27 protein-coding genes, 3 tRNA genes and 1 riboswitch are annotated in these 24,567 nt (G+C 40.9%); of the genes, 9 read left to right on the top strand and 21 right to left on the bottom strand.

The genetic code is table 11. From position 1 onward, the window contains the following. Positions 1-3: 3 nt before the first annotated feature. The 5 genes from GQR54_RS07800 to GQR54_RS07820 form a co-directional block, all read right to left on the bottom strand. On the bottom strand, positions 4-330 hold the full coding sequence (locus GQR54_RS07800) for a hypothetical protein (RefSeq protein WP_010554260.1): 327 nt from the start codon (positions 328-330) through the stop codon (positions 4-6). Between the two features lie 171 nt (positions 331-501). After that, a complete protein-coding gene (locus GQR54_RS07805; protein ID WP_010554259.1) occupies positions 502-708 on the bottom strand; it encodes a PspC domain-containing protein in 207 nt (68 codons plus the stop codon). 9 nt (positions 709-717) lie between these two features. Beyond that, positions 718-1,398: a PspA/IM30 family protein gene (locus GQR54_RS07810; protein WP_166377058.1), complete on the bottom strand. Its 681-nt coding sequence runs from the start codon at positions 1,396-1,398 to the stop codon at positions 718-720. Between the two features lie 244 nt (positions 1,399-1,642). Beyond that, positions 1,643-2,575, bottom strand: a complete 933-nt coding sequence (gene dusA / locus GQR54_RS07815) for a tRNA dihydrouridine(20/20a) synthase DusA (protein ID WP_231609293.1) — start codon at positions 2,573-2,575, stop codon at positions 1,643-1,645. A gap of 123 nt (positions 2,576-2,698) precedes the next feature. Beyond that, positions 2,699-3,319 (bottom strand): MarC family protein, encoded by a 621-nt coding sequence (locus GQR54_RS07820; protein WP_024589771.1) that lies wholly within the window; start codon positions 3,317-3,319, stop codon positions 2,699-2,701. Positions 3,320-3,414: 95 nt separating this feature from the next. On the opposite strand from GQR54_RS07820, the gene GQR54_RS07825 reads away from it, so the two are divergent. From GQR54_RS07825 to GQR54_RS07835, 3 genes are all read left to right on the top strand, one after another. Continuing rightward, complete coding sequence (locus GQR54_RS07825; RefSeq protein ID WP_166377093.1) at positions 3,415-3,852, top strand: transcriptional repressor; 438 nt, start codon at positions 3,415-3,417, stop codon at positions 3,850-3,852. An 81-nt stretch (positions 3,853-3,933) separates the two neighbouring features. Further along, positions 3,934-4,401: a chemotaxis protein CheX gene (locus GQR54_RS07830; protein ID WP_166377060.1), complete on the top strand. Its 468-nt coding sequence runs from the start codon at positions 3,934-3,936 to the stop codon at positions 4,399-4,401. Further along, a complete protein-coding gene (locus GQR54_RS07835; protein ID WP_166377061.1) occupies positions 4,398-4,826 on the top strand; it encodes a secondary thiamine-phosphate synthase enzyme YjbQ in 429 nt (142 codons plus the stop codon). The genes GQR54_RS07830 and GQR54_RS07835 overlap by 4 nt, the downstream gene beginning before the upstream one ends. A gap of 230 nt (positions 4,827-5,056) precedes the next feature. On the opposite strand, the gene GQR54_RS07840 is transcribed toward GQR54_RS07835, so the two are convergent. From GQR54_RS07840 to orn, 4 genes are all read right to left on the bottom strand, one after another. Next, a tRNA-Gly gene (locus GQR54_RS07840) sits at positions 5,057-5,132 on the bottom strand. A gap of 120 nt (positions 5,133-5,252) precedes the next feature. Continuing rightward, a tRNA-Gly gene (locus GQR54_RS07845) sits at positions 5,253-5,328 on the bottom strand. Positions 5,329-5,525: 197 nt separating this feature from the next. Then, positions 5,526-5,601, bottom strand: a tRNA-Gly gene (locus tag GQR54_RS07850). A gap of 182 nt (positions 5,602-5,783) precedes the next feature. Further along, a complete protein-coding gene (orn, locus tag GQR54_RS07855) occupies positions 5,784-6,329 on the bottom strand; it encodes an oligoribonuclease (protein WP_166377062.1) in 546 nt (181 codons plus the stop codon). Positions 6,330-6,450: 121 nt separating this feature from the next. Between orn and rsgA the strand changes: the two genes are divergently transcribed. Both rsgA and asd read left to right on the top strand, forming a co-directional pair. Continuing rightward, a complete protein-coding gene (gene rsgA / locus GQR54_RS07860) occupies positions 6,451-7,509 on the top strand; it encodes a small ribosomal subunit biogenesis GTPase RsgA (RefSeq protein WP_010554253.1) in 1,059 nt (352 codons plus the stop codon). Positions 7,510-7,524: 15 nt separating this feature from the next. Then, positions 7,525-8,391, top strand: a complete 867-nt coding sequence (gene asd / locus GQR54_RS07865) for an archaetidylserine decarboxylase (RefSeq protein ID WP_197192482.1) — start codon at positions 7,525-7,527, stop codon at positions 8,389-8,391. A gap of 344 nt (positions 8,392-8,735) precedes the next feature. On the opposite strand, the gene GQR54_RS07870 is transcribed toward asd, so the two are convergent. The 8 genes from GQR54_RS07870 to GQR54_RS07905 form a co-directional block, all read right to left on the bottom strand. Further along, entirely contained in the window at positions 8,736-9,485 is a 750-nt protein-coding gene (locus GQR54_RS07870; RefSeq protein ID WP_166377063.1) for a HesA/MoeB/ThiF family protein, read from the bottom strand. 20 nt (positions 9,486-9,505) lie between these two features. After that, positions 9,506-11,041, bottom strand: a complete 1,536-nt coding sequence (gene thiE / locus GQR54_RS07875) for a thiamine phosphate synthase (protein ID WP_166377064.1) — start codon at positions 11,039-11,041, stop codon at positions 9,506-9,508. Positions 11,042-11,051: 10 nt separating this feature from the next. Then, positions 11,052-11,843: a thiazole synthase gene (locus GQR54_RS07880; protein WP_166377065.1), complete on the bottom strand. Its 792-nt coding sequence runs from the start codon at positions 11,841-11,843 to the stop codon at positions 11,052-11,054. A gap of 5 nt (positions 11,844-11,848) precedes the next feature. Then, positions 11,849-12,043 carry a sulfur carrier protein ThiS gene (thiS, locus tag GQR54_RS07885; RefSeq protein ID WP_166377066.1) on the bottom strand — a complete coding sequence of 65 codons (195 nt, stop codon included), beginning with the start codon at positions 12,041-12,043 and terminating at the stop codon, positions 11,849-11,851. Positions 12,044-12,049: 6 nt separating this feature from the next. Further along, on the bottom strand, positions 12,050-13,060 hold the full coding sequence (locus tag GQR54_RS07890) for an FAD-dependent oxidoreductase (RefSeq protein ID WP_166377067.1): 1,011 nt from the start codon (positions 13,058-13,060) through the stop codon (positions 12,050-12,052). Between the two features lie 117 nt (positions 13,061-13,177). After that, positions 13,178-15,130 carry a phosphomethylpyrimidine synthase ThiC gene (gene thiC, locus GQR54_RS07895; protein ID WP_166377068.1) on the bottom strand — a complete coding sequence of 651 codons (1,953 nt, stop codon included), beginning with the start codon at positions 15,128-15,130 and terminating at the stop codon, positions 13,178-13,180. 140 nt (positions 15,131-15,270) lie between these two features. Continuing rightward, positions 15,271-15,385: riboswitch (TPP riboswitch) on the bottom strand. 107 nt (positions 15,386-15,492) lie between these two features. Beyond that, on the bottom strand, positions 15,493-15,891 hold the full coding sequence (locus GQR54_RS07900; RefSeq protein WP_282569959.1) for an META domain-containing protein: 399 nt from the start codon (positions 15,889-15,891) through the stop codon (positions 15,493-15,495). Between the two features lie 126 nt (positions 15,892-16,017). Then, positions 16,018-16,416: an acyl-CoA thioesterase gene (locus GQR54_RS07905; RefSeq protein WP_166377069.1), complete on the bottom strand. Its 399-nt coding sequence runs from the start codon at positions 16,414-16,416 to the stop codon at positions 16,018-16,020. Between the two features lie 84 nt (positions 16,417-16,500). On the opposite strand from GQR54_RS07905, the gene GQR54_RS07910 reads away from it, so the two are divergent. Continuing rightward, positions 16,501-18,618, top strand: a complete 2,118-nt coding sequence (locus GQR54_RS07910; protein WP_197192485.1) for a TonB-dependent receptor — start codon at positions 16,501-16,503, stop codon at positions 18,616-18,618. 514 nt (positions 18,619-19,132) lie between these two features. On the opposite strand, the gene epmA is transcribed toward GQR54_RS07910, so the two are convergent. Together epmA and efp are read right to left on the bottom strand one after the other, a co-directional pair. Then, complete coding sequence (gene epmA, locus GQR54_RS07915; RefSeq protein WP_166377070.1) at positions 19,133-20,107, bottom strand: elongation factor P--(R)-beta-lysine ligase; 975 nt, start codon at positions 20,105-20,107, stop codon at positions 19,133-19,135. 56 nt (positions 20,108-20,163) lie between these two features. Beyond that, complete coding sequence (efp, locus tag GQR54_RS07920; RefSeq protein WP_010555265.1) at positions 20,164-20,730, bottom strand: elongation factor P; 567 nt, start codon at positions 20,728-20,730, stop codon at positions 20,164-20,166. Between the two features lie 41 nt (positions 20,731-20,771). Between efp and epmB the strand changes: the two genes are divergently transcribed. Beyond that, on the top strand, positions 20,772-21,785 hold the full coding sequence (gene epmB, locus GQR54_RS07925; protein ID WP_033026995.1) for an EF-P beta-lysylation protein EpmB: 1,014 nt from the start codon (positions 20,772-20,774) through the stop codon (positions 21,783-21,785). An 8-nt stretch (positions 21,786-21,793) separates the two neighbouring features. Here the strand turns inward: epmB and GQR54_RS07930 are convergent, their stop codons facing one another. Continuing rightward, positions 21,794-22,003, bottom strand: coding sequence for a hypothetical protein (locus GQR54_RS07930; protein WP_002960797.1), 210 nt, complete (start codon positions 22,001-22,003; stop codon positions 21,794-21,796). Positions 22,004-22,074: 71 nt separating this feature from the next. On the opposite strand from GQR54_RS07930, the gene GQR54_RS07935 reads away from it, so the two are divergent. Then, positions 22,075-22,365, top strand: coding sequence for a prephenate dehydrogenase (locus GQR54_RS07935; RefSeq protein ID WP_166377071.1), 291 nt, complete (start codon positions 22,075-22,077; stop codon positions 22,363-22,365). A 47-nt stretch (positions 22,366-22,412) separates the two neighbouring features. Here GQR54_RS07935 and GQR54_RS07940 read toward each other — a convergent pair whose 3' ends face one another. Beyond that, positions 22,413-22,904: a DUF3016 domain-containing protein gene (locus GQR54_RS07940; RefSeq protein WP_166377072.1), complete on the bottom strand. Its 492-nt coding sequence runs from the start codon at positions 22,902-22,904 to the stop codon at positions 22,413-22,415. A 279-nt stretch (positions 22,905-23,183) separates the two neighbouring features. Between GQR54_RS07940 and galE the strand changes: the two genes are divergently transcribed. Next, positions 23,184-24,200, top strand: a complete 1,017-nt coding sequence (gene galE, locus GQR54_RS07945; RefSeq protein WP_166377073.1) for a UDP-glucose 4-epimerase GalE — start codon at positions 23,184-23,186, stop codon at positions 24,198-24,200. The last annotated feature ends 367 nt before the right edge of the window (positions 24,201-24,567 follow it).

A 24,567-nucleotide genomic window follows, 5' to 3' on the forward strand; every position in this document is an offset into this window, starting at 1 on the left:
GGATTAAGAGGCTACTTTTTTGTTATCGGCAACAAGCCAACACAACACTGCAACAAATAGTAACGGCCATGCAATCATTATAGATCCGAATAAAAGCGCTAAAACAGTCCCTGCTAATGCCACTACACCCGCACCAACTAATCCCATAGTAATTAAAGCCACTACAGCAACTACAGCAACAATTGCGGCCAAAGCACCTACAAGCTCAAGCCCAGCCCAGCTAATATCAGCAATCCATAACGGCAACTGCCAAGAATCAATCTGCACAAACGTTATTAAATCAGTAAACAGTAATAAATAGATAATTACACATACTGCCAAAGCTTTCATAGTAATTCTCCTTATACCAACCGGCTTATATATGAGGTCTATTTAACGATAAGAAAATTGCGCTATAACTAGGCAAGAATTTTTATATCTAGTTGTTCTACATAAAATTTTCAACAACGTTATAGAGTGATTTAATTTGTTAAATTGTTCAAATATTTATGCCTGTTGGTATTAATACTCTTTATTTTCAAGGCAGCAATGCGCTATAAAATAACCAAGTGCAATTGCAAACGGAAAACTCAAAAACAACAAGATAGTAACTACGCGTGTTGCCCATACAGGAAAATCCAATCTACGAGCTAAACCACTACAAACACCCGATATTTTTTTATTTAGAGTATCTTTATACCAACCTCGTTGACGATTAAAGCTGTTCATAGCAATCTCCTAAGCAGTTTGTTTTAAATTAGTATTTAAGTTCGCTTTTAAGCGAGCCAGTTCAGCATCAATTTTTTCATTTTTAACTAACGACTCAATTTGGGCACTCGTAGAGCTTACTGTATCAGTCAGCTCATAAGCCTCTACTTTAGCTTCAATATCTTCAACACGCTGCTCTATTTGTTCAAAACGAGACAACGCATGAGCTACTTTATCGCTTTGTAGTTGCGTACTGATCCGCCCTCTAGCAATAGCAACATTATGACGCTGCATTAATTGAGCTTGCTTAGTTTTAGCCATAGCCATTTTTTGCTGCAGACGCTCACAATCAACCTTAATTTTTGCAATAGACTCTTGCAGTGTTTCTAGTTGAGTTTGCTTATTTTCGATACTTTCGTTAACGCGCTGCTTTTCAAGTAAGGCAGACTTAGCAAGGTCATCACTGCCCTTCTCAACCGCACGTTCTGCTTTAATTTGCCAAGCTGCTAATTCTGTTTTTTTAGTATCAATTTGGCGATTAATTATTTTCTCTTCACACAATAAAGCGGCTGCTGTACTACGGCACTCATTCAACGCATCTTGCATCTCGGTAAGCATCAAGTTTAAAAGTTTTTCTGGGTCTTCAGCTTTATCAAGCATAGCGACAATGTTTGATTGAATTACATCATTTACGCGGTTAAATATTCCCATGGTATTCTCCTGTTGATTTTTAATTAATTTCAACAAGAAGATTCCAAGAGTTGTGCCAAGTTCATCAAAACAAAAATAAAACATTTAAAATCATAGTGATAAACAACAAGCACTCTAGTTTTTAGTGACTTCCAGCTGAACAGCATAGAGTGTAATTGGCCAATAAATTATGCTTTTGACTAATATTTAGGATCAAAAAAGCCACTCGAAAGTGGCTTAAATTTAAAACTTTTAAAGCTTAGCTTTATTCTGGTACAAAGCTTAATGCTTTATCCATTACCGATAAATCAGCTTGCTTACCATGACCACTTTCAGAAAGGTGGCGTCTAAAACCTCGTGCACCAGGCTGCCCCTGAAAAATACCGAGCATGTGACGTGCAATATGCCAAAAATTAGCACCCAAACGCATTTCTTCTTCAATGTAGCTGTACATTGAGCGCACTACGTCGTGGCGTGATTGTGTGTTTGCAGCATCACCATAAATTTTCTCATCAACGTCATTGAGCATAAATGGGTTACTGTAAGCTTCACGCCCAATCATTACACCATCAATATGTTGTAGATGTTCTAGGCTCTGCTCAATTGTTTTAACGCCGCCATTTAGGCTTAAGTCTAGCTGCGGATAATCTTTTTTAAGCTGGTAAACACGTAGGTAATCAAGCGGTGGGACTTCACGATTTTCTTTCGGGCTTAAACCATTAAGCCATGCTTTACGAGCATGAATAATAAAATCATCACACCCTACTTTATGAGACGCTTCAATAAGCGCACATAAAAACTCATACGAATCTTGCTCATCAATACCAATACGCGTTTTAACAGTTACAGGAATACTTACTTCGTTTTTCATTGCTGCAACACACTCTGCAACTAATTGCGGTTCAGCCATTAAGCATGCGCCAAATCGACCATTTTGAACTCGGTCTGACGGGCAACCTACATTTAAATTTATTTCGTCATAGCCACGCTCACCTGCCAGTTTTGCACATTGCGCAAGCGCTTTAGGGTCAGAGCCACCAAGTTGCAGTGCAACTGGGCCTTCGTGTTTATTAAAATGTAAGTAGTCGCCTCGACCAAATAAAATAGCCCCTGTGGTTATCATTTCAGTATAAAGCACGGTATGTTTAGTCATTTTGCGATGAAAAGTACGACAATGGCGATCAGTCCAATCAAGCATTGGAGCCACAGAAAAGCGTCTATTCAAAGTACATTTATTCAAAGCAAACCTCAGGGTATTAAAGTTATTAAGCACAGCCTAAAAGGCGCTGCATTTTACACAAAAGCTTGGCGGGCATCAATGTTAAGAGAACACCTGCAAGCCAAAATAATGGGCTATACCGTTTAAAATATTAGTCACTGCAACTGAACTTAAAATAAGCCCCATTATTCTACTTATTATACTTGCGCCACTGTCACCAATTAATTTATGTACGTGCGTTGCAAGCAGTAACAAAACCAGTACAACTGCTAATACAGCAAGCATCATTGAAGACGTTAGTAACTGCTCAACCCAGGTATACTCTTCATTACGAGTCATTAATACGGCGCCTAACATAGCGCCAGGGCTCGCGATAGACGGAATCGCAAGCGGAAAAATAGCGGTTTCAGTGCTGTCCCGTACACTTTTAATTTCGGCTTCTGGTTTACTTTCACCAAATATCATTGAAAGTGCAAAAATAAGTAATATGATACCGCCGGCTATTTGAAAAGCGGAAAGCGGAATTTCAATTGCGTTAAGTAATTGCTCACCTGCGAGTACAAAAAATAAAAGCACTAATGCAGATACACCTACCGCTTTAAATATAACTTTACGTTTAAATTTCTCATCATCACCACGTGTGACTGCAATAAATACAGGTACAGTGCCAATGGGGTCAATAACCGCAAAAAAGAAAATAAATATAGCCAATAGTTCGTGCATTACTGGGTTTCCTAGGTAAAAAGCGCTTAATAAAAACGCTGCAACTACAACACAGTATGTTAGTATATCACGGTAGCATAAGGATAAGAGTAATGATGAATATAGAATCACTCGTAAGTAAAGCAAAACAAGTTTGTGACAACCGTGGTGCGCGTTTTACGCCTATCCGCGAGAAAGTATTTCGTCTATTAGCCAGTGCACAAGGTGGTGTTGGTGCATACGATTTGCTTGAGCAATTAAAAGTAACTGAAACAGGTGCTAAACCTGCGACAATTTATCGTGCATTAGACTTTTTAGCTGAACTAGGCTTTATTCATAAGATTGAAAGCACAAATGCATTTATGCTGTGCCATCATTTTGATCATATTCACCCAGTACAGTTATTAATTTGTGATACCTGTGGTTTTGTTAAGGAACTACATTCGACTGTTATATCACATGAGCTAAATAGTTTAGCGGCCGAAGGCGGTTTTGTTGTATCAGGGCAAACAATAGAAGCACATGGTAAATGTGAGCCTTGCAGAGCATCATAATCCTCCAAAATCACTTTAGTGGCTATATTCAAATTTCGCACTATATAGCCATTTCACAGTACTAACTTAAGAGTAATCACTATGAATGTAGAGTTCATCAATCCTTTTTTATCTTCTTTAATTAATGTTTTAAGCACTATGGCTCAAACTCAATTAAAACCAGGTAAGCCACGTATTAAAACTGACGAGATAGCCTGTGGTGATGTTTCAGGCCTCATTGGTATGGTTGGGCCGCAAACGCGTGGATCATTTTCAATTACATTCGACGAAGAACTAGCACTCACCATCATGGAGCGCATGCTTGGCGAACGCCCTGACACTATAGATGAAGAAGTTACAGATATGGTTGGCGAAATAACCAACATGGTAACTGGTGGTGCTAAAAACTTACTTGGCGAGAAAGGTTTCGACTTTGATATGGCAACGCCTATTGTGGTGTCGGGTAAAGATCATACAATTACTCATAAAAGCCAAGGTAAAAAAATCATCATGCCATTTAGTTGTGATGCGGGAAATGCAAACATTGAAGTTAGCTTCGATAAACTATGAGTTGGCAGCAAAAGCAAATTACATTAAAACCTCGCCCGCGAGGTTTTCATATAATTGATGGCGAAATATTATCTCAACTTCCTGAACTGGCGAGTTACAAAATAGGCTTGTTACATTTATTTATTCAGCATACCTCAGCGAGCCTTACAATAAACGAAAATGCAGATCCCACTGTTCGTATGGACATGGAAAGCCATTTCAATAAATTCGTTCCTGAGCGTCAATCTTATTATCGCCACGATTATGAAGGTGACGACGACATGCCCGCACATATTAAAACCAGTACGTTAGGCTGCGAGTTAAGTATCCCTATTTCAAATGGTTATTTAGCGCTAGGTACATGGCAAGGCATTTATTTAGGTGAACATCGTGATTCTGGTGGCTCTAGACGAATTATAGCGACTATTCAGGGGGAGCTGTTTTAACAAAAGCTTCAGGTTTCAAAGTATTAACTCTTCCTACCTCACTCATACCTTCAAAGTACAACATCTTTCTTGTAGGCGCAAAGCTTGCTCGCGCGAGAAGCGATAGCTTCTAATAACCAAAACTTCAATGCTGAATGTTACATATAGAATAAAGTAGATAAGAGAGATTTTAAATTATAATTTTATTTATGATTTTTAATACAGAAAATTTTGAAAGGATATAAAAAGATTGGAGCGGTACACGAGGCTCGAACTCGTGACCTCGACCTTGGCAAGGTCGCGCTCTACCAACTGAGCTAGTACCGCATTTTTATTTCTTTAGTTATTTTACGTTGGTGCGCGACAGGTCGCGTTCAACATTCTAGCAACTGAGCTAGTACCGCATTATATTTTCATTCAACACTACAATTTCTTTTGGTTAGAAATTGGAGCGGTACACGAGGCTCGAACTCGTGACCTCGACCTTGGCAAGGTCGCGCTCTACCAACTGAGCTAGTACCGCATTTTCACTTCTTCAGTTATTTTACGTTGGTGCGCGACGGGTCGCGTTCAACATTCTAGCAACTGAGCTAGTACCGCATTTTCACTTCTTCAGTTATTTTACGCTGGTGCGCGACAGGTCGCGTTCAACATTCTAGCAACTGAGCTAGTACCGCATTATACTTTCATTCAACACTACAATTTCTTTTGGTTAGAAATTGGAGCGGTACACGAGGCTCGAACTCGTGACCTCGACCTTGGCAAGGTCGCGCTCTACCAACTGAGCTAGTACCGCATTTTCACTTCTTCAGTTATTTTACGTTGGTGCGCGACAGATCGCGTTCAACATTCTAGCAACTGAGCTAGTACCGCATTTATTGATGGTAATTCAATCACTCAAACACACTAACCCCGCGTGGGTTATCGTCTTGAGCGGGGCAGGATTCTACAATAATACAGTCTGTTTGCAAGTGTTTTTTACAAATTAAAGAAATTTTCTCTATAGACTTTTAATTCCATAATCGAATCTTTAATGTCATCCAAAGCAAGGTGTGAGCCTTTTTTGTTCACTTTTGCAAGCACTTCTGGTTTCCAGCGACGTGCTAATTCTTTAATAGTACTCACATCAAGATTTCTGTAATGAAAGAAGTCTTCAAGCTCGCGCATATATTTATTCATAAAGCGGCGGTCTTGACCAATTGAATTACCACACATTGGCGAAGTGCCTGCTGGTACCCACTGCTTTAAAAACGCTAAAGTTTGCTCTACAGCATAGGCCTCATCAAAGGTACTTGCTTTGCAGCGTGCTGTTAAACCCGACTTACCATGTTGAGTAGTACACCACTCGTCCATGCCATTTAGTAATTTATCACTTTGATGAATAGCTATAGTTGGCCCTTCGGCTAATATATTCAGGTCTGCGTCAGTGACAACCGTCGCAATTTCGAGTATTTTATCGGTCTCTGGTTCGAGCCCTGTCATTTCAAGATCGAGCCAAATTAAATTTGATTTATTAATAGTCATAATTACCTAAGCGGTGCTTTCCTTTAGATCCAACGCATTTCGATATATCATATTAGCATCAACCGTCGAGCTAAAGCTTTTTTTAGGAAAAGCGACATTTAACTAAGGTTATAGGCCTCCAGTGGCAAAACAAAAAAAATTAAGTAAAGGCCAATCGCGTCAGATCAAGGCCAATCACCAAAAGCGCATTAATAGCGCAGACTCAAGACCGGCTAAGAAAGGGGCGCAAGAATGGCAAACCGATAACTTAGGTCAGGTCGAGAGCGCAATTGTGATCAGTCGTTTTGGCCAACACGCCGATGTCGAAACTGAAAATGGCGATGTACTTCGCTGTAATATACGCCGTACTGTGTCTAATTTAGTATGTGGTGATGAAGTATTGTTTCGCCGTGCCAAAGTAAGTGAAGGTGATTTAGCCGGTGTAATTGAAGCCACGCAAGAGCGTCGTTCGCAACTTACCCGCCCTGACTTTTACGACGGTGTTAAAGTTATTGCAGCCAACATTGACCAAATACTCATGGTATCGGCTGTATTACCCGAGTTTACCCCTAGTATTATCGACCGTTATTTAATAGCCTGTGAAGATATGGGCATTGAGCCAATTTTAGTGCTCAATAAAACCGATTTAATTGACGAAGCAGGCCTTAACGAAATACAAAAAGTTCTCGATATCTATCGTAAACTTGATTACCAAGTACTCCTTGTTAGTAATATATCAGGCGATGGTATTGATAAATTAAAAGAAGTACTTGTTGATAAAAATAATATTTTTGTTGGCCAAAGTGGTGTGGGCAAATCAACCCTCGTTAATACTGTATTGCCTAACGCTGAAATATTAACTAAAGAAGTATCTGAAAACAGCGGCTTAGGCCAGCACACAACAACTGTTTCACGCCTTCACCATTTGCCAAGTGGCGGTAACCTAATTGACTCGCCAGGTATTCGTGAGTTTGGTTTGTGGCATTTAGATGTTGAGCGTGTAACGTGGTGTTTTAAAGAATTTAGAGAATTTATAGGCGGGTGCCGCTTTAGAGACTGTAAACATTTAAACGATCCGGGTTGCATCGTTAAAGAAGCAGTAGCCGATGGAAGAATTTCTCAATTGCGCTTTGACAGCTACCACCGAATTTTAGAAACAATGGCCGATGGCCGTGCAGGCGCCCGTGCGCCTCGCGTATAATTTAGGAAAAATACTGTGAGTTTAGACAAATTTAAAATCGCAATGCAGTACGCAATGCCAAAACATTTTATTTCACGCGTAGTCGGCAAATTAGCTGCTGCAAAAGCGGGTGCTTTAACAACCACATTAATTAAACTATTTATTAAGCAATACAAAGTAGATATGAGCGAAGCCCAATACCCAGATCCGGCTCATTATAAAAGCTTTAATGAATTTTTTACTCGCCCTCTAAAAGAAGGCATGCGCCCAATGGTAGATGGTAGCGATATCATCATTCATCCAGTGGATGGCGCAATCAGCCAGCTAGGTGATATTGTTGACGGACAGCTAATACAAGCTAAAGGTCACGATTACAGCTTACAAGCGCTACTAGGCGGCTCACAAGATGATACAACACCATTTTTAGGCGGTAAGTTTGCCACTATTTATTTAGCGCCTAAAGATTACCACCGTATTCATATGCCTATAGATGGCACACTAAGCAAAATGATTTACGTGCCAGGTGATTTATTTTCAGTAAACCCACTTACAGCGCAAAACGTGCCTAACTTGTTTGCACGTAACGAACGGGTAGTAGCAATTTTTGAAACTGAGATTGGTCCGCTTGCTATGGTACTTGTTGGTGCAACAATTGTAGCCAGTATAGAAACTATTTGGGCAGGTACTGTCACGCCACCAGCAGGTAGCGATGTATTTAGTTGGAATTACCCAACCACTGGCGATAACGCTATCACGCTTAAAAAGGGTGAAGAGATGGGTCGCTTTAAATTAGGCTCTACTGTGGTACTAGCATGGGGTGCTGATAAAGCTGAAATACTGGAAGATCAACTACCAGAAGTGGTTACTCGCTTAGGTACTGCGTTTGCAAAAATTAACGATTAAAATAAATCGTTAATTAGAAATAAAAAAACCGCGTCATTTAAACGCGGTTTTTTATTTTTGTAGGCGCAAAGCCTGCTTACGCGAAAAGGGCAGCGCCCTCTTAACCTCTTTGTGAATAAATCACTTAAGATCTTATTGCACAAAGAGAAGCAAAGGAGATGTAAATGAGAAGACACCAAAACATAATAATTACGAGTTTTGCTCGTCACGCCAGCAAGCTGTGCGTATACAAGCTTGGTGTAAGAGTTTTGATGTACTGTAGGCGTGAAGCTTGCTCACGCGAAAAGCGCAGCTTTTAGTTTGTTAACGCCATATGTAATAATAGGAACAGGCTCCTTTCAAACCTATTTTCCACACTCTTTACACTCTGAATCTTTAATCACTTTAAAGTGCTGCTGCTTTAAAGTAAGCGCATCAAACGTTATAAATACACTGCCACTTAAATGACCTAGTAATAAGTTGAGCGTAAGTTGCGCCTGCATAGAGCCTATTACACCAAGTAGCGGGCTAATCACTCCTGCGTTACTGCAATTGATAACGGGTGTAGCTTCGCTTTGTGGAAAAACACAGCCATAACATGGGCTATCACTTTGCCTAAAATCAAAGCCCATTAACTGCCCTTTGGTTGCCAATGCAGCACCCGAAATTAACGGTGTTTTATTAGCAATACAATAACGATTAACGCTATAGCGAGTGCTAAAGTTATCAGAGCAATCAAGTACGATGTCAGCACCTTTTAGCATGTTAACTGCATTATTCTCATCTAACTTTTGGCAATGCGTTACTATGTCTATTTGATTATTAAGACTCGCTAATACTTTACCCGCTGCAACGACCTTGTTTTGCCCTAAGTGGTTTATTTTATAAAGCACTTGGCGCTGTAAATTTGAAAGCTCAACTTCGTCATCGTCAATTAAAATAAGCGTTCCAATGCCCGCCGCAGCTAAATACAAAAGTGCTGGGCTACCCAACCCGCCAGCACCCACAACTGCAACCGTTGAGGATTTAAGCGTTAACTGCCCTTCAAGCCCAACTTTTTCAAGCAATAAATGGCGACTGTAACGCAGGGTTTCTTTATCGCTTAGCTCATTCACGTTTACCGGCCTTGTTAGTATTAATTTGCACTGCTTATGGCTACTTGCAGAGCGCTTATAGCCTCTACGTAATTATCAGCTTCGGTAATAGCACGCACTACAGCAACACTGCCCACGCCAGTTTTCGCTACCTGCTCAGCACGGCTTAAATCAATACCACCTATTGCTACCGTTGGGTAGCTTTGCATAAGTGGTACAAATTTAATGAGCTTTTCAAGGCCTTGTATTTGACCTGTCATGTCTTTTGTTGTGGTTGGGTAAATAGCACCAAATGCCATGTAACTAGGGCGATAATTATGCGCACGCAGCATTTCATAAAAACCATGAGTAGAAAGCCCAAGCCTTAACCCAGCGTCTTTAATTGCTGCCAAATTAGCAATCTCTAAATCCTCTTGTCCTAAATGCACGCCATATGCACCGTGCTTAATAGCTAACTGCCAGTAGTCGTTTATAAATACCTGTGCGTTGTATTGCTTGCCCAGCTCAACAGCTTGCTTAATGAGCGCATCAAGCTCGTCTTGCGTTTTATTTTTAACGCGTAACTGCGCTGTTTTAATGCCTTGTTGTAAGCACTTTTCTAACCAATCGGTGCTATCAACAACCGCATATAAGCCCAGCGATTTACTTTCACAAGCCGCAAAATCTGCCGCCATATTAAAATCAAGCGGCACATCAAAATCTAGTTCATCACCCAGCCAGCTGCCTGGCTCAATTACTTGTGGGTAGTCAGCTAAATTAGTGGGAAACGAGGTCTGAGCAACCGGTCCAATCCCCTCGCCGTATCGAATAGACTGTTTTAGCCCTTGGTTTATATATGCCTTAGCTAAAATAAAGGCATCTTTTAATGGGTAGTCTTTAGCTAAACACGCAGCAATTACCGAAGCCATGCTACACCCGGTGCCGTGGTTATGTGGTGTTTGTATTTTTTGATTTCCTAACCAGTATTCTTCACCATTTTGCGTATTACTATCAATACAATAATCAATGCAGTAGCCACTTGGGTAATCCCAATGTCCGCCTTTAATAACAACGGCTTTTGCACCCCAACTTAATAGCTTATTAGCCGCTTCTTTTATTGCAGCTGGGCCAATTAAATACACACCGGTTAATAACTGTGTTTCGTGGGTGTTTGGGGTTATTACATCCACCAGCGGCAGTAAACATTCTTTTATTGCGCTGACGGTGTCCTCTTCTGTTAGTAAGTCACCGCTTGAGGCAATAGCGACAGGGTCATATACAATAACGGGAGGCACAGGCCACTTAGCTTTATAGTGACTTATATGTTCGCTGATCAACTGAATTTGCTGCACATTGGCTAACATGCCAATTTTTATCACTTTGGCTTTCATGTCTTTTTCAAGCGCTAGTAACTGCGATTCAATAATATCGGTAGACACTGCATTAATAGCCTCTACACCTAAACTATTTTGTGCAGTAAGCGCCGTAATTGCCGTGCAGCCATGTACATCAAAACTTTGCATTGCTTTTATATCAGCTTGAATACCGGCACCGCCGCCAGAATCAGATCCGGCAATTGTCCACACTACGTTATTCATATTCTTTCCTTCACTGCTGATGCCAAAATGGCATACCCATTGTTGGGGTTGATGGGGCTGCAACGTCTTTTTCCGGCATCGCTTTTGCTTTGTATGCAAAGCGCCCTGCTTCTACTGAAGCTTTAAATGCACGGCTCATAGTAATTGGGCAACCCGCCCCTGCAATGGCTGAATTTAATAATACCGCATCATACCCCATTTCGAGTGCTTGGCATGCATGCGATGGCAAACCTAAACCGGCATCTACTATTAATGTGGTATCGGGTAAGCGCTCTCGAATAGTTTTTAAATTATAGCTATTTAACAATCCCTTACCGGTGCCTATTGGTGCCCCCCATGGCATAAGCACCTCACACCCTAGCTCATTTAAACGCTGGCAAAGTACTAAGTCATCGGTGCAATAAGGCAATACTTTAAAGCCATCATCAATCAATATTTTTGTCGCTTCAAGTAGCGCAAAAGGGTCTGGTTGTAAATTGTAATCATCGCCAATCAGTTCTAACTTTATCCAATCGGTAGAAAATACCTCTCGGCACATTTTTGCAAGCGTTATCGCTTCTTTAACACTGTGGCACCCTGCGGTATTAGGGAGTATTTTTAAACCGGTATTTTTTATTAACTGCCAAAAGCCATCACCGGCTGCTGCACTTTGTTGGCGCCTAAGCGAGACGGTTACAATTTCAGCCCCAGAGGCGACTATCGATTGGGTCATAATGTCGGGCGACGGATAAAGCGCAGAGCCTATTAATAAACGACTCTTTATTTGCTCTCCATAAATAGTTAAACAGTCTTTAGTTTGCATGAGCTTTATCCGCCTTGAATGGGTGACAGCAACTCAACACTGTCGCCTTCATTAAGTACATAGTTACCGTGCTGACTTTGCGCAATAAATTCGCCATTAACAGCCACAGCAAAAGGCGCGACTGCACCAAAATGCTGAAGTACCTCAACGAGTGCTTTGCTATTAACATTAAGTAGCTCGCCATTAATTGTAATGTTCATTTTTTCTCATTCTATTCGTGAAACTGCTTGCGCCACTAATGCCGGCGCCAACATATAACCATGGCGATACAAGCCGTTAATACTAATTACATTGCCAACTTGTGATACTTCTGGGCGATTATCGCTAAATGCGGGGCGTAATCCGGTTTGAATACTAAGTAGCCGTGCTTCGGCAAACCCGCTGTGTACGGTATAAGCTGCTGAAAGTAACTCAAGAGTTGAGCGCACTGTTGCCGCGCCGCTGTCTTGCGATTCGATTTCAGTCGCACCAATTACATATTCACTGTTAGGTTTAGGCGCTATATAAATTGGATAACGCGGGTGCATTAAACGCACGGGCCTGATTAAACTTACCTCTGGTGCGTATAACCTTGCTACTTCGCCGCGCACACCTCTAAGCGGTTTATCATCTTGAGTATTTTTAGCACCAAGCCCACGGCAATCAATAATATAATCGAATGGTCGATTGTTTATTTTGTTGTCGCCAATGGTTACGCGCTGATTAAATACAAACTTTACTTTGCGTTTGTTGAGCTGTGCAAAGCTGGCTTTATAAAATGCTTGGTTATCTATTTGCCCCTCGCAGGGTAAAAATAGACCTTGGTTAAAACGCCCTGCAAGTTCAGGTTCAAGCATTGCAATTTGTTGAGCATTTATATGCTCGGCAGTGTGATCAGCTAGCGGTTTTATACGCTGTGCAAAGCTTTGTAAATCGCCTTTGTCCTGCTGGTGCGCAATGATCAAAGTGCCTTGCTGCTGAAAGAAAACTTCACTTTCAAGCTCCGCAATAATGCCCGGCCAACGCTTCATTGAATCAAGACCCATTAAAGCTAAATCAGCCTCGCACAATACTGACTCTGCAAGCGGGGCAAGCATTGCTGCTGCCACTTTACCTGCGCTATTTTGAGTATGCTCGTCATCTGCTTCAAAAACAGTGACATGGTGCTGTTTACTCAGCGTAAGGGCAGCTAACCTGCCCGCTAAACCAAACCCAACCACCGCAATGTTATAAGACATAAAAACCTCCAAAGCAGTTATTAGTAGGTGCGAATTCACTCGCACTTCTTCAATTTTTAAAGAAGCGAGGTATAAAACCTCACCTACGTCTGCATCTAACTTTTAGCGATAATTACTTTATACCGCTTTGTGGTAAATCTCTGAGCCTGTTTGCTTAAACTCAGCTGACTTAGCTTTCATTTCGGCTTCTACATCAATCATTTTTATTTCAATAGCGTCGCCAGCGTTGTTTGGATCAATACCGCGTGATTCTAGATCTTTAGCGTAATCGCGTACCTCTTGGCTAATTTTCATCGAACAAAATTTAGGACCACACATAGAGCAAAAGTGAGCAACTTTACCTGATTCTTGCGGAAGGGTTTCGTCGTGGTATTCGCGAGCTCGGTCTGGATCTAAACCAATATTAAATTGGTCGTACCATCTAAACTCAAAGCGCGCTTTAGACAAGGCGTTGTCACGCTCTTGCGCGCCTGGGTGCCCTTTTGCTAGATCGGCGGCATGTGCAGCTATTTTATAGGTAATTAAGCCTTCTTTAACATCTTCTTTATTTGGCAGACCTAAATGCTCTTTAGGTGTTACATAGCAAAGCATTGCACAGCCGTACCATGCTATTTGAGCGGCACCAATACCAGAAGTAATATGGTCATACCCTGGTGCAATATCGGTCGTTAACGGGCCTAAAGTATAAAATGGCGCTTCGTCGCAATGTTTTAATTGCTCGTCCATATTGGCTTTAATCATGTGCATTGGCACATGTCCAGGGCCTTCAATAAATACTTGAACGTCGTGCTTCCACGCAATTTTAGTCAGTTCACCTAATGTGCGAAGCTCACTAAACTGTGCTTCATCGTTGGCATCAGCAATAGAGCCTGGGCGAAGTCCATCACCGAGTGAAAAACACACATCGTATTGTTTTAAAATTTCGCAAATGTCTTCAAAGTGTGTGTATAAAAAGTTTTCTTTATGATGCGCTAAACACCATTTAGCCATAATTGAGCCACCACGCGACACAATACCGGTTACACGTTTAGCGGTCATTGGTACGTAACGAAGCAGTACACCGGCATGAATAGTAAAGTAATCAACACCCTGCTCGGCTTGTTCAATAAGCGTATCGCGGAAAATTTCCCACGTTAAATCCTCAGCCACACCATTTACTTTTTCAAGTGCTTGATAAATCGGTACTGTGCCAATAGGTACAGGCGAGTTACGTACAACCCATTCACGCGTTTCGTGAATGTAACGTCCCGTTGATAAGTCCATCACGGTGTCTGCGCCCCAGCGGGTAGACCACACCATTTTTTCTACTTCTTCTTCAATCGATGAGCTAACCGATGAGTTACCAATATTGGCGTTAACTTTTACTAAAAAGTTACGCCCTACAATCATAGGTTCTGTTTCTGGATGATTTATATTATTTGGTAAAATAGCGCGACCACGGGCTATTTCATCGCGTACAAATTCTGGGGTAATAAATTCAGGAATACTCGCGCCAAACGACTCGCCTTTATGCTGCGCGGCTAGTAATTCTTTACGAATTTCTGCACGTCCCATATTTTCGCGAACGGCTACGTATTCCATTTCAGGAGTAATAATCCCTTGGCGTGCGTAGTGCATTTGCGTTACGTTTTTACCTGTTTTACCACGGCGAATTTTTGGTAGGTGATCAAAGCGAATATGATCCAACCCTTCGTCTGCCATGCGTTGCTGCGAAAACTGCGACGTAACAGATTCAAGAACTTCGGTGTCACCACGACTTTCAATCCACTGCTCACGAAATTTTGGTAAACCTTTGCGTACATCTAGTTCAAAATTAGGATCGGTATACGGACCCGACGTATCGTAAACACGTAGCGGATCGTTTGACTCATAAACAGGGTTTTCATCTGTGCCACCAATAAACGTATCACTTAATGTGATTTCACGCATACCAACACGCACACCAGGTTGAGTACCTTCAACGTATACTTTATGAGAGTTTGGGAACGGTTGACCCGTTAAGTTATAAATATATTCAGACGCGGCAGCACGAGTTTCTCGGCGTGACGCTTTATTTGTAGTATTTGACATGACTTGCCTCATTGCTTAAGGGTTGTCTTGTCAGATATTCCGAGGAATAGAGAAAGATCGTAAAGTAGCGTACATGCTACTTTGCAGCCTAAAAAATAAATCACTTTATTGTGCGCATAAAAAAAGACGCACAAGCGTCCCATTTTAGGCAGCTTGTTCCCTACGCAGGTATTAACCTGATCAGGTTCACGGATCCCGCTTTCGCGATCTCAGCCAAAAACTAATTACTTAGCTTTGGCACTCCGACAAGTATTGATATATAAATTCTGTTCGTTAATTTGAAGGTGTTATCCATCAAATCTCCGCTGAGTGTACGTCAGTTAAAAACTGCCCGCAAGGGGCTGTTTTTCAAAAACTTAAAATTATTTAGGGATAAACACAAATGTTTGCTCGCCTTGCATGACTAATTGCTGGTCTTGCATTTTAAGCTCGGCACCTTGCTTTAAGGCTTGTAATAACTGCTGCTCAAACTCATCAAGGTCTTCGCCGCACGACTTGCGCGTCATTCCTAATTTACTGATGGTAAGGTTACTTTCTTCAAGCGAGCCTTCACCAAAAAATTTGTTACAGCCAGCAAAGCCGTTTACTTGCAGCGCTTCAATAAAGCTCATTGATGCGTTAAACGAAGGTGGAATTGCTAAACCATCAACACGTGATAATTGCCATTGGGTGTATTTAAGCTGCTCACTGGTAACCGTCCCTGTTGATGCGCAACCAACACATAAACCGACTATAAGCATCGGTATTGCTGCTAATTTCATACTACTACTAACTAATTGTCTAATTAATGTAATTGTAACAATATTTATGCCCTTTATCCGTTAAAAATGCATGTTTTAAATGTAAATTTTTGTTCTATGATAGTTCAAAAGTTATGCGATTAAGTACTAAGTTGTAGTTTTGAATACGTTATCTATTTGCTCTGGTAAAAACGGCCTACCTTTTTCATTAATAGACGTTCCTATAACCAGTGCATTGAGCATTACTTTTTCATCCCTTTTACGTATAACCGTTTGCTTAAACGCAAATTTTAAACGACTAATACGCTGCGGCTCCACAGCCACATAAAATTCATCACCTGGTAATAGTGAATGTTTATAGTCCATTTCGCTGCGCATCACGACTAGGTTAATTTTATCTTTCGCTAATTGAGCAAAATCAATACCGTGTGCGTACAAAAATTCATGGCGAGCATGCTCTAAATAATTAAAATAAACACTGTTATTTACGATACCTTGTAAGTCACATTCGTAATCACGTACTTTGAAGTCAACTTTAAAGGTCATATTAGTAATCCTGATTATTTAACGTATAATTGCCGCGTTTATAGCACATGTGTTTAAATAATTGCTACCATACGAGTCCCTAAAATGGAGTTAAGTAACCCAATGAACTTACGTTTGTCTTTAATTACTGCCGCACTTTTACCGCTGCTTGGTGCACCAATTGCAGCTAACGCTGATGATAGCGACCTAGAAAGAATTGTTGTAACAGGCGATTTTCAGCGCGAAAGCATTCAAACTTTAAGCGCGAGTGCGAGCTTATTCAGCGAAGATGAAATTAATCAACGTGGTGCAAGTTACTTAAACGAAATGTTAGGCAGTGCCGCCAATGTAAATTTTGCATCTGGTGCGTCGCGTGGTCGTTACATCCAAATTCGTGGCGTGGGACTTCGCTCACAATTTGTAGACCCTATTAATCCATCTGTAGGCTTAGTTATTGATGGTATTAACTATTCTGGTCTTGGTGGCAGCTCATTATTATTTGATATAGACCAAGTAGAAATTTATCGTGGCCCACAAGGTACACGCTTTGGCGCAGACGGTATGGCCGGTATGATCCAAATGGGTTCAGCTAAAGCCACAAGCGATCCAAGTTTAAAATTACAAGTAGGTGCTGGCACGTACAACACCCGCGAAGCAGGTATTGCAGCAAGCACTGGTTTAACAGATGACACTAGCGCACGCGTTAGCTACTTTCGCAGAAAGTCAGACGGTTACGTAGATAACTTATACTTAAATGACGAAACACAAAATCAAGACGAACAAGTAGCCCGCTTTAAAATAAACAGTCAGCTTACAAAGCATTTAAATACTGAGTTAAACCTTCACTATATTGACATAAACAATGGTTACGATGCGTTCACACTCGATAACAGCCGCAATAGTGTTGCCGATGAACCAGGCCAAGATAATCAAGAAAGCTACGCAATTGGTCTCGCTAATACCTACACCGGTTTTGACGCTTTTGATTTAAATCTAAACCTATCGGCTATTGATACCGAATTACTTTACAGCTTTGACGAAGACTGGGTATGTAACGATACAAGTGAGCCAAAGTTATGTGCTGCTGGCTTACATCCTGATGGATACAGCTCAACCGATCTTTACAGCCGCGATCGCGATGACCAATCTGTAGATTTACAATTTAATTCTAAAACAGGTAACTGGGTTGCGGGTATTTATTACCAAAACCGTGACGTTGATTTAGAGCGCCAATACACATGGTTAGCAAGCCCGTTTTCTTCAACTTACGAAACGAGTAACGTTGCAGTATATGGTCAAGTAGCGACTCCAATTGGCCCTAAAACAACATTAATTACAGGTTTACGTGTAGAGCAATACCAAGGCGACTACACCGATAGCAATGGCTTTATACAAGACACCGACGACGTAATGGTTGGCGGTAAAATAGCACTTGAATATCAAGTGATTGATCGCACTATGATCTACACCAGCATTACGCGTGGCTACAAAGCTGGCGGTATTAACTCCGAAGCGCTTGCTAAAGCCAAAGATGAAGGCTTAAACCTAAGCGCTGATTTTTTCCAGCAACACACCAGTTTCGACCCTGAATATTTATGGAGTGGCGAGTTTGGTGTTAAAGGCTCATCGCTTGATGACAAATTTACGCTTCGCTTAGCTGCATTTTACATGCACCGCGACGATATTCAGTTAAAAGCATGGCAAGTAGAAGGTCAGCAATTTACCGGTTATGTTGATAACGCAAGTTCTGGTAGCAACTACGGATTAGAAGTTGAAGGTAGTTACCAACTAACTGATAATCTATTTTTAACGGGTAGTGCTGGTTACTTAAACACTGAAATAGATGACTTTGTAACGCAGTCTGGCTTAAACCAAGACGGTCGTGAGCAAGCACAGTCACCTAAATACCAGTATGCGTTTACTGCTCGCTATAACTTTACAAGTGAGCTTTACGGTATGATTGGTGTTGAAGGTAAGGACGACTACTACTTCTCAGATAGTCATAACTCACAGGCACCAAGCAGCAACTTAGTTAACTTAAGCTTTGGCTACGAAGCAGACATGTGGGCAGTTCGCGCATGGGCTCGTAACGTGTTTGACGAGACAGTCCCTACACGTGGTTTTGAGTTTGGTAACGATCCACAAGATGGTTACGCAACGCATACCTACACACAATTAGGTGAGCCTCGTGTTGCAGGTGTTACGTTTACACTTAATCTGTAAAGCACAGCCGTTGGCTTTCAAATGAAAGCTTTCTGCAAGCAAATAAAAACACCGCGTTTAAATTAAACGCGGTGTTTTTATTTGTAAGTGAGGTTTTATACCTCACTTTTTATAAAGTTAAATTACATGAGCGCGAAATAAATTCGCACCTACAGGTATTCCAGCTACGCCTACAAGCCAAGCATTACGCTCTTTGCATATCAGACATAAATAATAATAAAATGTGTTGTGGACGTAGAGCTTGCTCACGTGAGAAGCGAAGCTTCTAATTACTTTAAACTAACCAAATAAAAAGAGCTTAAAGCTTCGCTTTAACGCGTCAGCAAGCTGCACGCCTACAGGTCAAGCATCACGCTCTTTGCATATCAATGAGAGATACAAGACGTCGAGCTTGCTCACGTGAGAAGCGCTGCTTCTAATTACTTTAAACTAAGCATAACCGGCATATAATCGAACAACTTTTTTAAAGCTTCGCTTTAACGCGCCAGCAAGCTGTGCGCCTACAGGCCAAGCATCACGCTCTTTGCACATCAAACGCTATTACGTCTTTAATTTTTTCTTTATTTGTTGCGAGCATTACCAGCCTATCAATCCCCAAAGCAACCCCTGCGCATTGTGGTAATCCATGCTCCAGCGCTTTAATTAAACGCGTATCCATTGGTACTTGCTTTAAACCGTTGTTAGCGCGGTATGTGTTATCTTCATTAAAACGTTTAGCTTGCTCACTAGCATTTGTGAGTTCGTTAAAGCCGTTAGCCAATTCCATATTTTTGTAATAAAGCTCAAAGCGCCCAGCTACGCGTGCATCATGTTCACAAATTTGTGCAAGTGCCGCTTGAGAAGCTGGAAAATGATAAACAAAACACGGTTTATCTTGTCCTATTGTAGGCTCCACTTTCATACAAAATAATAATTGTAGTAAGGTATCTTTATGCGTTTCATTTTGGGCTATATCAGCAAACCCCTGCTCACAAGCAAGCTGCTTTAATTGCTCTATATTTGCTGTTAATGGGTCAAGGCCGAGTGCTTTTTCAAATGCTTGCTGATAGGTAAGTCTAGTTGCAGGCTCGACGCCTAAAACAAGCTGCATTAGCTCATCCATTTCATCCATAAGTGCAAATTCATCAAAGCCTGGGCGATACCATTCCAGCATAGTAAATTCAGGATTATGATGGCTACCCGCTTCTTCATTTCTAAATGCTTTACAAAGCTGAAAAATAGCGCCTGAGCCTGCTGCTAACAAGCGTTTCATGGCAAACTCTGGAGATGTTTGTAAAAATAGAGGAAGCCCACCAGCATGCCCTGGGCCTACAAATGTGGTATTAAAACTGGCTAAGTGCACATCAGTTACACTGGCAGCACTTAAGCTTGGCGTTTCTACTTCTAAAACGTTACGTACATAAAAAAACTCACGGATGCTACGTAATATCGCTGCGCGTTGTTTTAGTGTTTCAATGCTTGCGCTTGGGGCCCAAAGATCTGCTGACATATTTTCTCCAAAAAAAATCCCAGCGTAAGCTGGGATTTTATAAACAATGTTAAAGCTTACTTAACACGGCTTACGTATTCACCGTTACGAGTGTCTACTTTAATTACTTCGCCAATTTGTACGAATAATGGAACTCGTACCACAGCGCCTGTGCTAAGCGTTGCTGGTTTACCACCAGTACCCGCTGTATCGCCTTTAAGGCCAGGATCTGTTTCAGTGATCTCAAGCTCAACAAAGTTAGGTGGTGTAACAGCAATAGGGCTGCCGTTCCATAATGTAATTGTGCATAAATCATTTTCAACTAACCATTTTACTGAATCGCCTAGTGCTTTTTCGTCAGCAGCAATTTGCTCAAATGTTTCGTTGTTCATGAAATGCCAAAATTCGCCGTCTGTGTATAGATACGCTAAATCAGTATCCATTACATCAGCACCTTCAACTGATTCACCCGATTTAAAGGTTTTTTCAAGCACCTTACCAGAGATAAGTTTACGGATACGAACACGGTTAAACGCCTGGCCTTTACCAGGTTTTACCATTTCATTTTCTAAGATACTGCAAGGCTCGCCGTCCATCATAATTTTTAGGCCGCCCTTGAACTCGTTGGTGCTATAATTCGCCATCGTTTCCTCTATTTATATTTTTTCGAGTAATCTACATGCCAATGATACAAAGAAATGAAGCAAATTTGCATAAAAACTGGCAAAAAGAATTAGCAAATGTAGTTACCTGCCCAAAAACCTTGCTTGAAATGGTCGGTTTATCGAGCCAAGTCCATGAAAACGACCTAAAAGCCCGTAGTTTATTTCCGGTACGTGTGCCTATCCCTTTTATAAAAAAAATACGCAAAGGCGATCCAAACGATCCTCTTTTGCTACAAGTTATGCCACGCCATCAAGAATTTTTGACTAAATCGGGTTTTAATAAAGATCCCCTACTTGAGCAAGATAACGACCAACCAGGCCTTTTACATAAGTACAAATCGCGTGTTTTAGTGATGTTTAAAACCGGCTGTGCTGTAAATTGTCGTTACTGCTTTAGAAGGCATTTTCCGTATCAAGAAAACCAACTCAATAAAAAAAGTCTGCTAGAAACACTGAGCTATATAAAATCAGATAGCAATATAAACGAAGTGATTTTAAGTGGTGGCGATCCACTGATGGCCAAAGACGATGCAATAAGCTGGTTTTTGGATGAGCTTGAGCAATTACCACAAATAAAACGAATGCGAATTCATAGCCGTTTGCCAGTAGTTATACCGGCGCGAGTTACCGATGAGTTATGTGAGAGATTAGCAAAATCGCCATTAAAAATTATTTTTATTAATCACATAAACCACGCCAACGAAATAGACGCTGATTTTAAAGCAGCTATGCAAAAGCTTAAACAAGCAAACGTAACGCTTTTAAACCAAGCTGTAATTTTAAAAGATGTGAACGATACGCTCGATGCGCAAATAAATTTAAGCGAAGCGTTATTTGACGCAGACGTATTACCGTATTATTTGTATTTGCTCGATAAAGTTGAAGGGGCCAGCCACTTTGATATTAACGAAGAAGACGCTATAAAAATAATGGCAGAGCTATTAAAAGCTCTGCCTGGATTTTTAGTGCCTAAATTAGTAAGAGAAATCGGTGGTCAAAAAAGCAAAACACCTATCGATCTTAAGCTAATTTAAAACAGTATTTAAACGTATATATTTACGTTGTTACCCAATGATGCTGTTACCGATTTAGCCGGTGTTTGCGCACTTGACGATTGTGCAGCACCTTCAATAAGTGCAAGAGCCGCCGCGCCATCTGCTAACTGCTGCTTTTTAGATAAAGCAGCGCTGTAAAGCTCACTGCCTTGGCCTGAGCCAGAAACAGCGGGTAAACTTGTGCCTGATATATTCATATAACAAACCTGACTTTTAAATGTAATCCAAGTATTATGTCGGCAATGCAGTGCAAAGCTTTAGGAAAACCATGGATTCTATTATTGAACAACTCAATGCCAACTTAAAAATTGTTTACCGTCAGGCACTTGATGCTGACAAAAAACTCGACGAGCTTCAACAGCAAGGTCACGGTAAGTTTAAAGCCTTATTTACTGCCGATTCTGGCTTTAGCTTTGAAGCTAAACGTTTTAAGCCTTACGTACTTGACGTAGCCGCTGATGTTGAAAGCTTATCTAACGATGGTTTTGAAGAAGAAAAACTGAAAACAACCGTTATTAAGTTACAACAAATGCTCACGTTGTTAGCTACTTTTAAGTAAAGCTTAAAAATAAAAATGCCGCTATTTAGCGGCATTTTTATTTTCAGTTAATCTAAACTTGGTAATATTTGTTCACCAAACCACTCTGTTAATAAGCGCTTTTCGTAATAAAATGATTCGTCGCGGCCCATTTTAATTTTATCCATAAAGCCCATATCTTTAAGCTCCACATCAGTATCTTTACTTAGCACTGTACCGTCGTTATCGGTTAACGAATAATTTAACTTAATGCGTGGAAAATAAATTGGTTTTACTACACGAATTTCGTCCATACCACCATAACGCACATCACCTGCTAAATCTAAATCTGTAAACTCTACGTTTAATTTATAGTCTTTTGGCAATTGCTCGGCTAGTTTAGCCATATGCTTTTCGAAACTTGCTGCCACACTTTTGTGATATGAGCTCTTTGTTTGGTTTGACGCTCGCACATCACGATAATCATTAAAGTCATGCCATTTAACAACAGACTCACCAGCATGGGCAAGCGCAGGTAATGCGATATACATTGTTGTTGCTATTTTTTTAACTAAATTCATATCTTTCTCCAAAGAGGTAGACCAATCACAAAAGTGTAGATTGGAGTAAACCTAGCATTAGCTATTACTAGACTCATTTTAGCACTTGTTTATTAACTATAACTTAATCTTACGTATAAAGTGTTACTTGTACTGAGTAAAATGTAATCAAAAGTACTTAATTTACCGTTATTAAAAAAAGATGTTATTTAAACTATAGAAATTACAGATAAAGCATGTAAATCACCTCTATTTATGGTGAAATTAACTCAATTGATAAAAGGTACCCACGGAGCTTTCATGACTATTTTAGTAACCGGTGGCGCTGGCTATATTGGCTCGCACACTGTTTTAGAACTTTTACAGCAAGGTAACGATGTTGTTGTTATTGATAATTTAAGTAACTCATCACAAGAATCACTTGCGCGCGTAAAGAATATTACAGGCAAAGAGGCCACTTTTTACCAAGGCGATATTCTCGATAAATTCTTTTTAGATTCAGTATTTGCAAAACACACAGTTGATAGTGTTATACATTTTGCGGGCTTAAAATCAGTGGGCGAGTCGGTTGCAAAGCCCATTGAGTACTATCAAAACAATGTACAAGGTACGCTTACGCTTGTTGATGCAATGCGCGACGCTGGTGTATTTAAATTAGTATTTAGCTCGTCAGCCACGGTATACGGCGACCCTGCAAGCTTACCAATTAAAGAAGACTTCCCTGTAGGCGGTACTACTAACCCGTACGGCACATCTAAGCTGATGGTTGAGATGATGCTACAAGATATCGCTAAATCAGATGAGCGCTTTGCGTTTGCTATTTTGCGTTACTTTAACCCAGTGGGTGCACATGAGTCGGGCTTAATTGGTGAAGATCCTAATGGTATTCCAAATAACCTTTTACCGTTTATCGCACAAGTAGCGGTAGGTAAATTAAAACAACTCGCTGTATTTGGTGATGACTACGACACAGTTGATGGCACAGGTGTACGCGACTATATACACGTTGTAGATTTAGCTATTGGTCATTTAAAAGCGCTTGATAAAATTGCCAGCAGCACGGGGGCATTAGTTTATAACCTAGGTACTGGTAACGGTTACTCTGTACTACAAATGGTTAATGCATTTATTAAAGCAAGCGATCAGGCTGTACCCTATCAGGTTTCACTTCGCCGCCCTGGTGATATCGCAGCGTGTTATGCAGCGCCAGAAAAAGCACTTAATGAACTTGGCTGGGAAGCAGTGCGCGGTATTGATGAAATGATGCAAGATACATGGCGTTGGCAGTCAAATAACCCTAACGGTTATAAGGGTTAAGTAAAAAGGGCAAGTCAGAAAACATAGAAATTACGAGCTTCGCTCGTCACGCCAGCAAGCTGCGCGTCTACAAGTAATTTAACCACAGCGTTAAGTTTTGGCTGTAGGCGTAGCGCTTGCTCACGCGAAAAGCGCAGCTTTTAATATTTAAAACTGATTGTTACTTAATTTTGGTTTCTCTAAAGCGCAGCGTCCTCCTGGCCTCGTTGTGAATAAATCACTTAAAATCTTATTGCACAAAGAGAAGAAAAAGAGGAGTAAATGAGAAGAGACCAAAACCTAGAAATTACGAGCTTCGCGCGTCACGCCAGCAAGCTGGGCGTCTACAAGTAATTTAACCACAGCGTTAAGTTTTGACTGTAGGCGT

The sequence above is a fragment of the Pseudoalteromonas sp. Z9A4 genome, from assembly GCF_011378845.1.
GTDB classification, from domain to species: Bacteria; Pseudomonadota; Gammaproteobacteria; order Enterobacterales; family Alteromonadaceae; genus Pseudoalteromonas; species Pseudoalteromonas arctica.

Bases quoted from the DNA above. Each gene is read 5' to 3' on its own strand.
- GQR54_RS07800 (WP_010554260.1), bottom strand. From the start codon at position 330: ATGAAAGCTTTGGCAGTATGTGTAATTATCTATTTATTACTGTTTACT.
- GQR54_RS07805 (WP_010554259.1), bottom strand. From the start codon at position 708: ATGAACAGCTTTAATCGTCAACGAGGTTGGTATAAAGATACTCTAAAT.
- GQR54_RS07810 (WP_166377058.1), bottom strand. From the start codon at position 1,398: ATGGGAATATTTAACCGCGTAAATGATGTAATTCAATCAAACATTGTC.
- dusA (WP_231609293.1), bottom strand. From the start codon at position 2,575: ATGCTTGATTGGACTGATCGCCATTGTCGTACTTTTCATCGCAAAATG.
- GQR54_RS07820 (WP_024589771.1), bottom strand. From the start codon at position 3,319: ATGCACGAACTATTGGCTATATTTATTTTCTTTTTTGCGGTTATTGAC.
- GQR54_RS07825 (WP_166377093.1), top strand. From the start codon at position 3,415: ATGAATATAGAATCACTCGTAAGTAAAGCAAAACAAGTTTGTGACAAC.
- GQR54_RS07830 (WP_166377060.1), top strand. From the start codon at position 3,934: ATGAATGTAGAGTTCATCAATCCTTTTTTATCTTCTTTAATTAATGTT.
- GQR54_RS07835 (WP_166377061.1), top strand. From the start codon at position 4,398: ATGAGTTGGCAGCAAAAGCAAATTACATTAAAACCTCGCCCGCGAGGT.
- orn (WP_166377062.1), bottom strand. From the start codon at position 6,329: ATGACTATTAATAAATCAAATTTAATTTGGCTCGATCTTGAAATGACA.
- thiE (WP_166377064.1), bottom strand. From the start codon at position 11,041: ATGAATAACGTAGTGTGGACAATTGCCGGATCTGATTCTGGCGGCGGT.
- GQR54_RS07880 (WP_166377065.1), bottom strand. From the start codon at position 11,843: ATGCAAACTAAAGACTGTTTAACTATTTATGGAGAGCAAATAAAGAGT.
- thiS (WP_166377066.1), bottom strand. From the start codon at position 12,043: ATGAACATTACAATTAATGGCGAGCTACTTAATGTTAATAGCAAAGCA.
- GQR54_RS07890 (WP_166377067.1), bottom strand. From the start codon at position 13,060: ATGTCTTATAACATTGCGGTGGTTGGGTTTGGTTTAGCGGGCAGGTTA.
- thiC (WP_166377068.1), bottom strand. From the start codon at position 15,130: ATGTCAAATACTACAAATAAAGCGTCACGCCGAGAAACTCGTGCTGCC.
- GQR54_RS07900 (WP_282569959.1), bottom strand. From the start codon at position 15,891: ATGAAATTAGCAGCAATACCGATGCTTATAGTCGGTTTATGTGTTGGT.
- GQR54_RS07905 (WP_166377069.1), bottom strand. From the start codon at position 16,416: ATGACCTTTAAAGTTGACTTCAAAGTACGTGATTACGAATGTGACTTA.
- GQR54_RS07910 (WP_197192485.1), top strand. From the start codon at position 16,501: ATGGAGTTAAGTAACCCAATGAACTTACGTTTGTCTTTAATTACTGCC.
- epmA (WP_166377070.1), bottom strand. From the start codon at position 20,107: ATGTCAGCAGATCTTTGGGCCCCAAGCGCAAGCATTGAAACACTAAAA.
- efp (WP_010555265.1), bottom strand. From the start codon at position 20,730: ATGGCGAATTATAGCACCAACGAGTTCAAGGGCGGCCTAAAAATTATG.
- epmB (WP_033026995.1), top strand. From the start codon at position 20,772: ATGATACAAAGAAATGAAGCAAATTTGCATAAAAACTGGCAAAAAGAA.
- GQR54_RS07930 (WP_002960797.1), bottom strand. From the start codon at position 22,003: ATGAATATATCAGGCACAAGTTTACCCGCTGTTTCTGGCTCAGGCCAA.
- GQR54_RS07935 (WP_166377071.1), top strand. From the start codon at position 22,075: ATGGATTCTATTATTGAACAACTCAATGCCAACTTAAAAATTGTTTAC.
- GQR54_RS07940 (WP_166377072.1), bottom strand. From the start codon at position 22,904: ATGAATTTAGTTAAAAAAATAGCAACAACAATGTATATCGCATTACCT.
- galE (WP_166377073.1), top strand. From the start codon at position 23,184: ATGACTATTTTAGTAACCGGTGGCGCTGGCTATATTGGCTCGCACACT.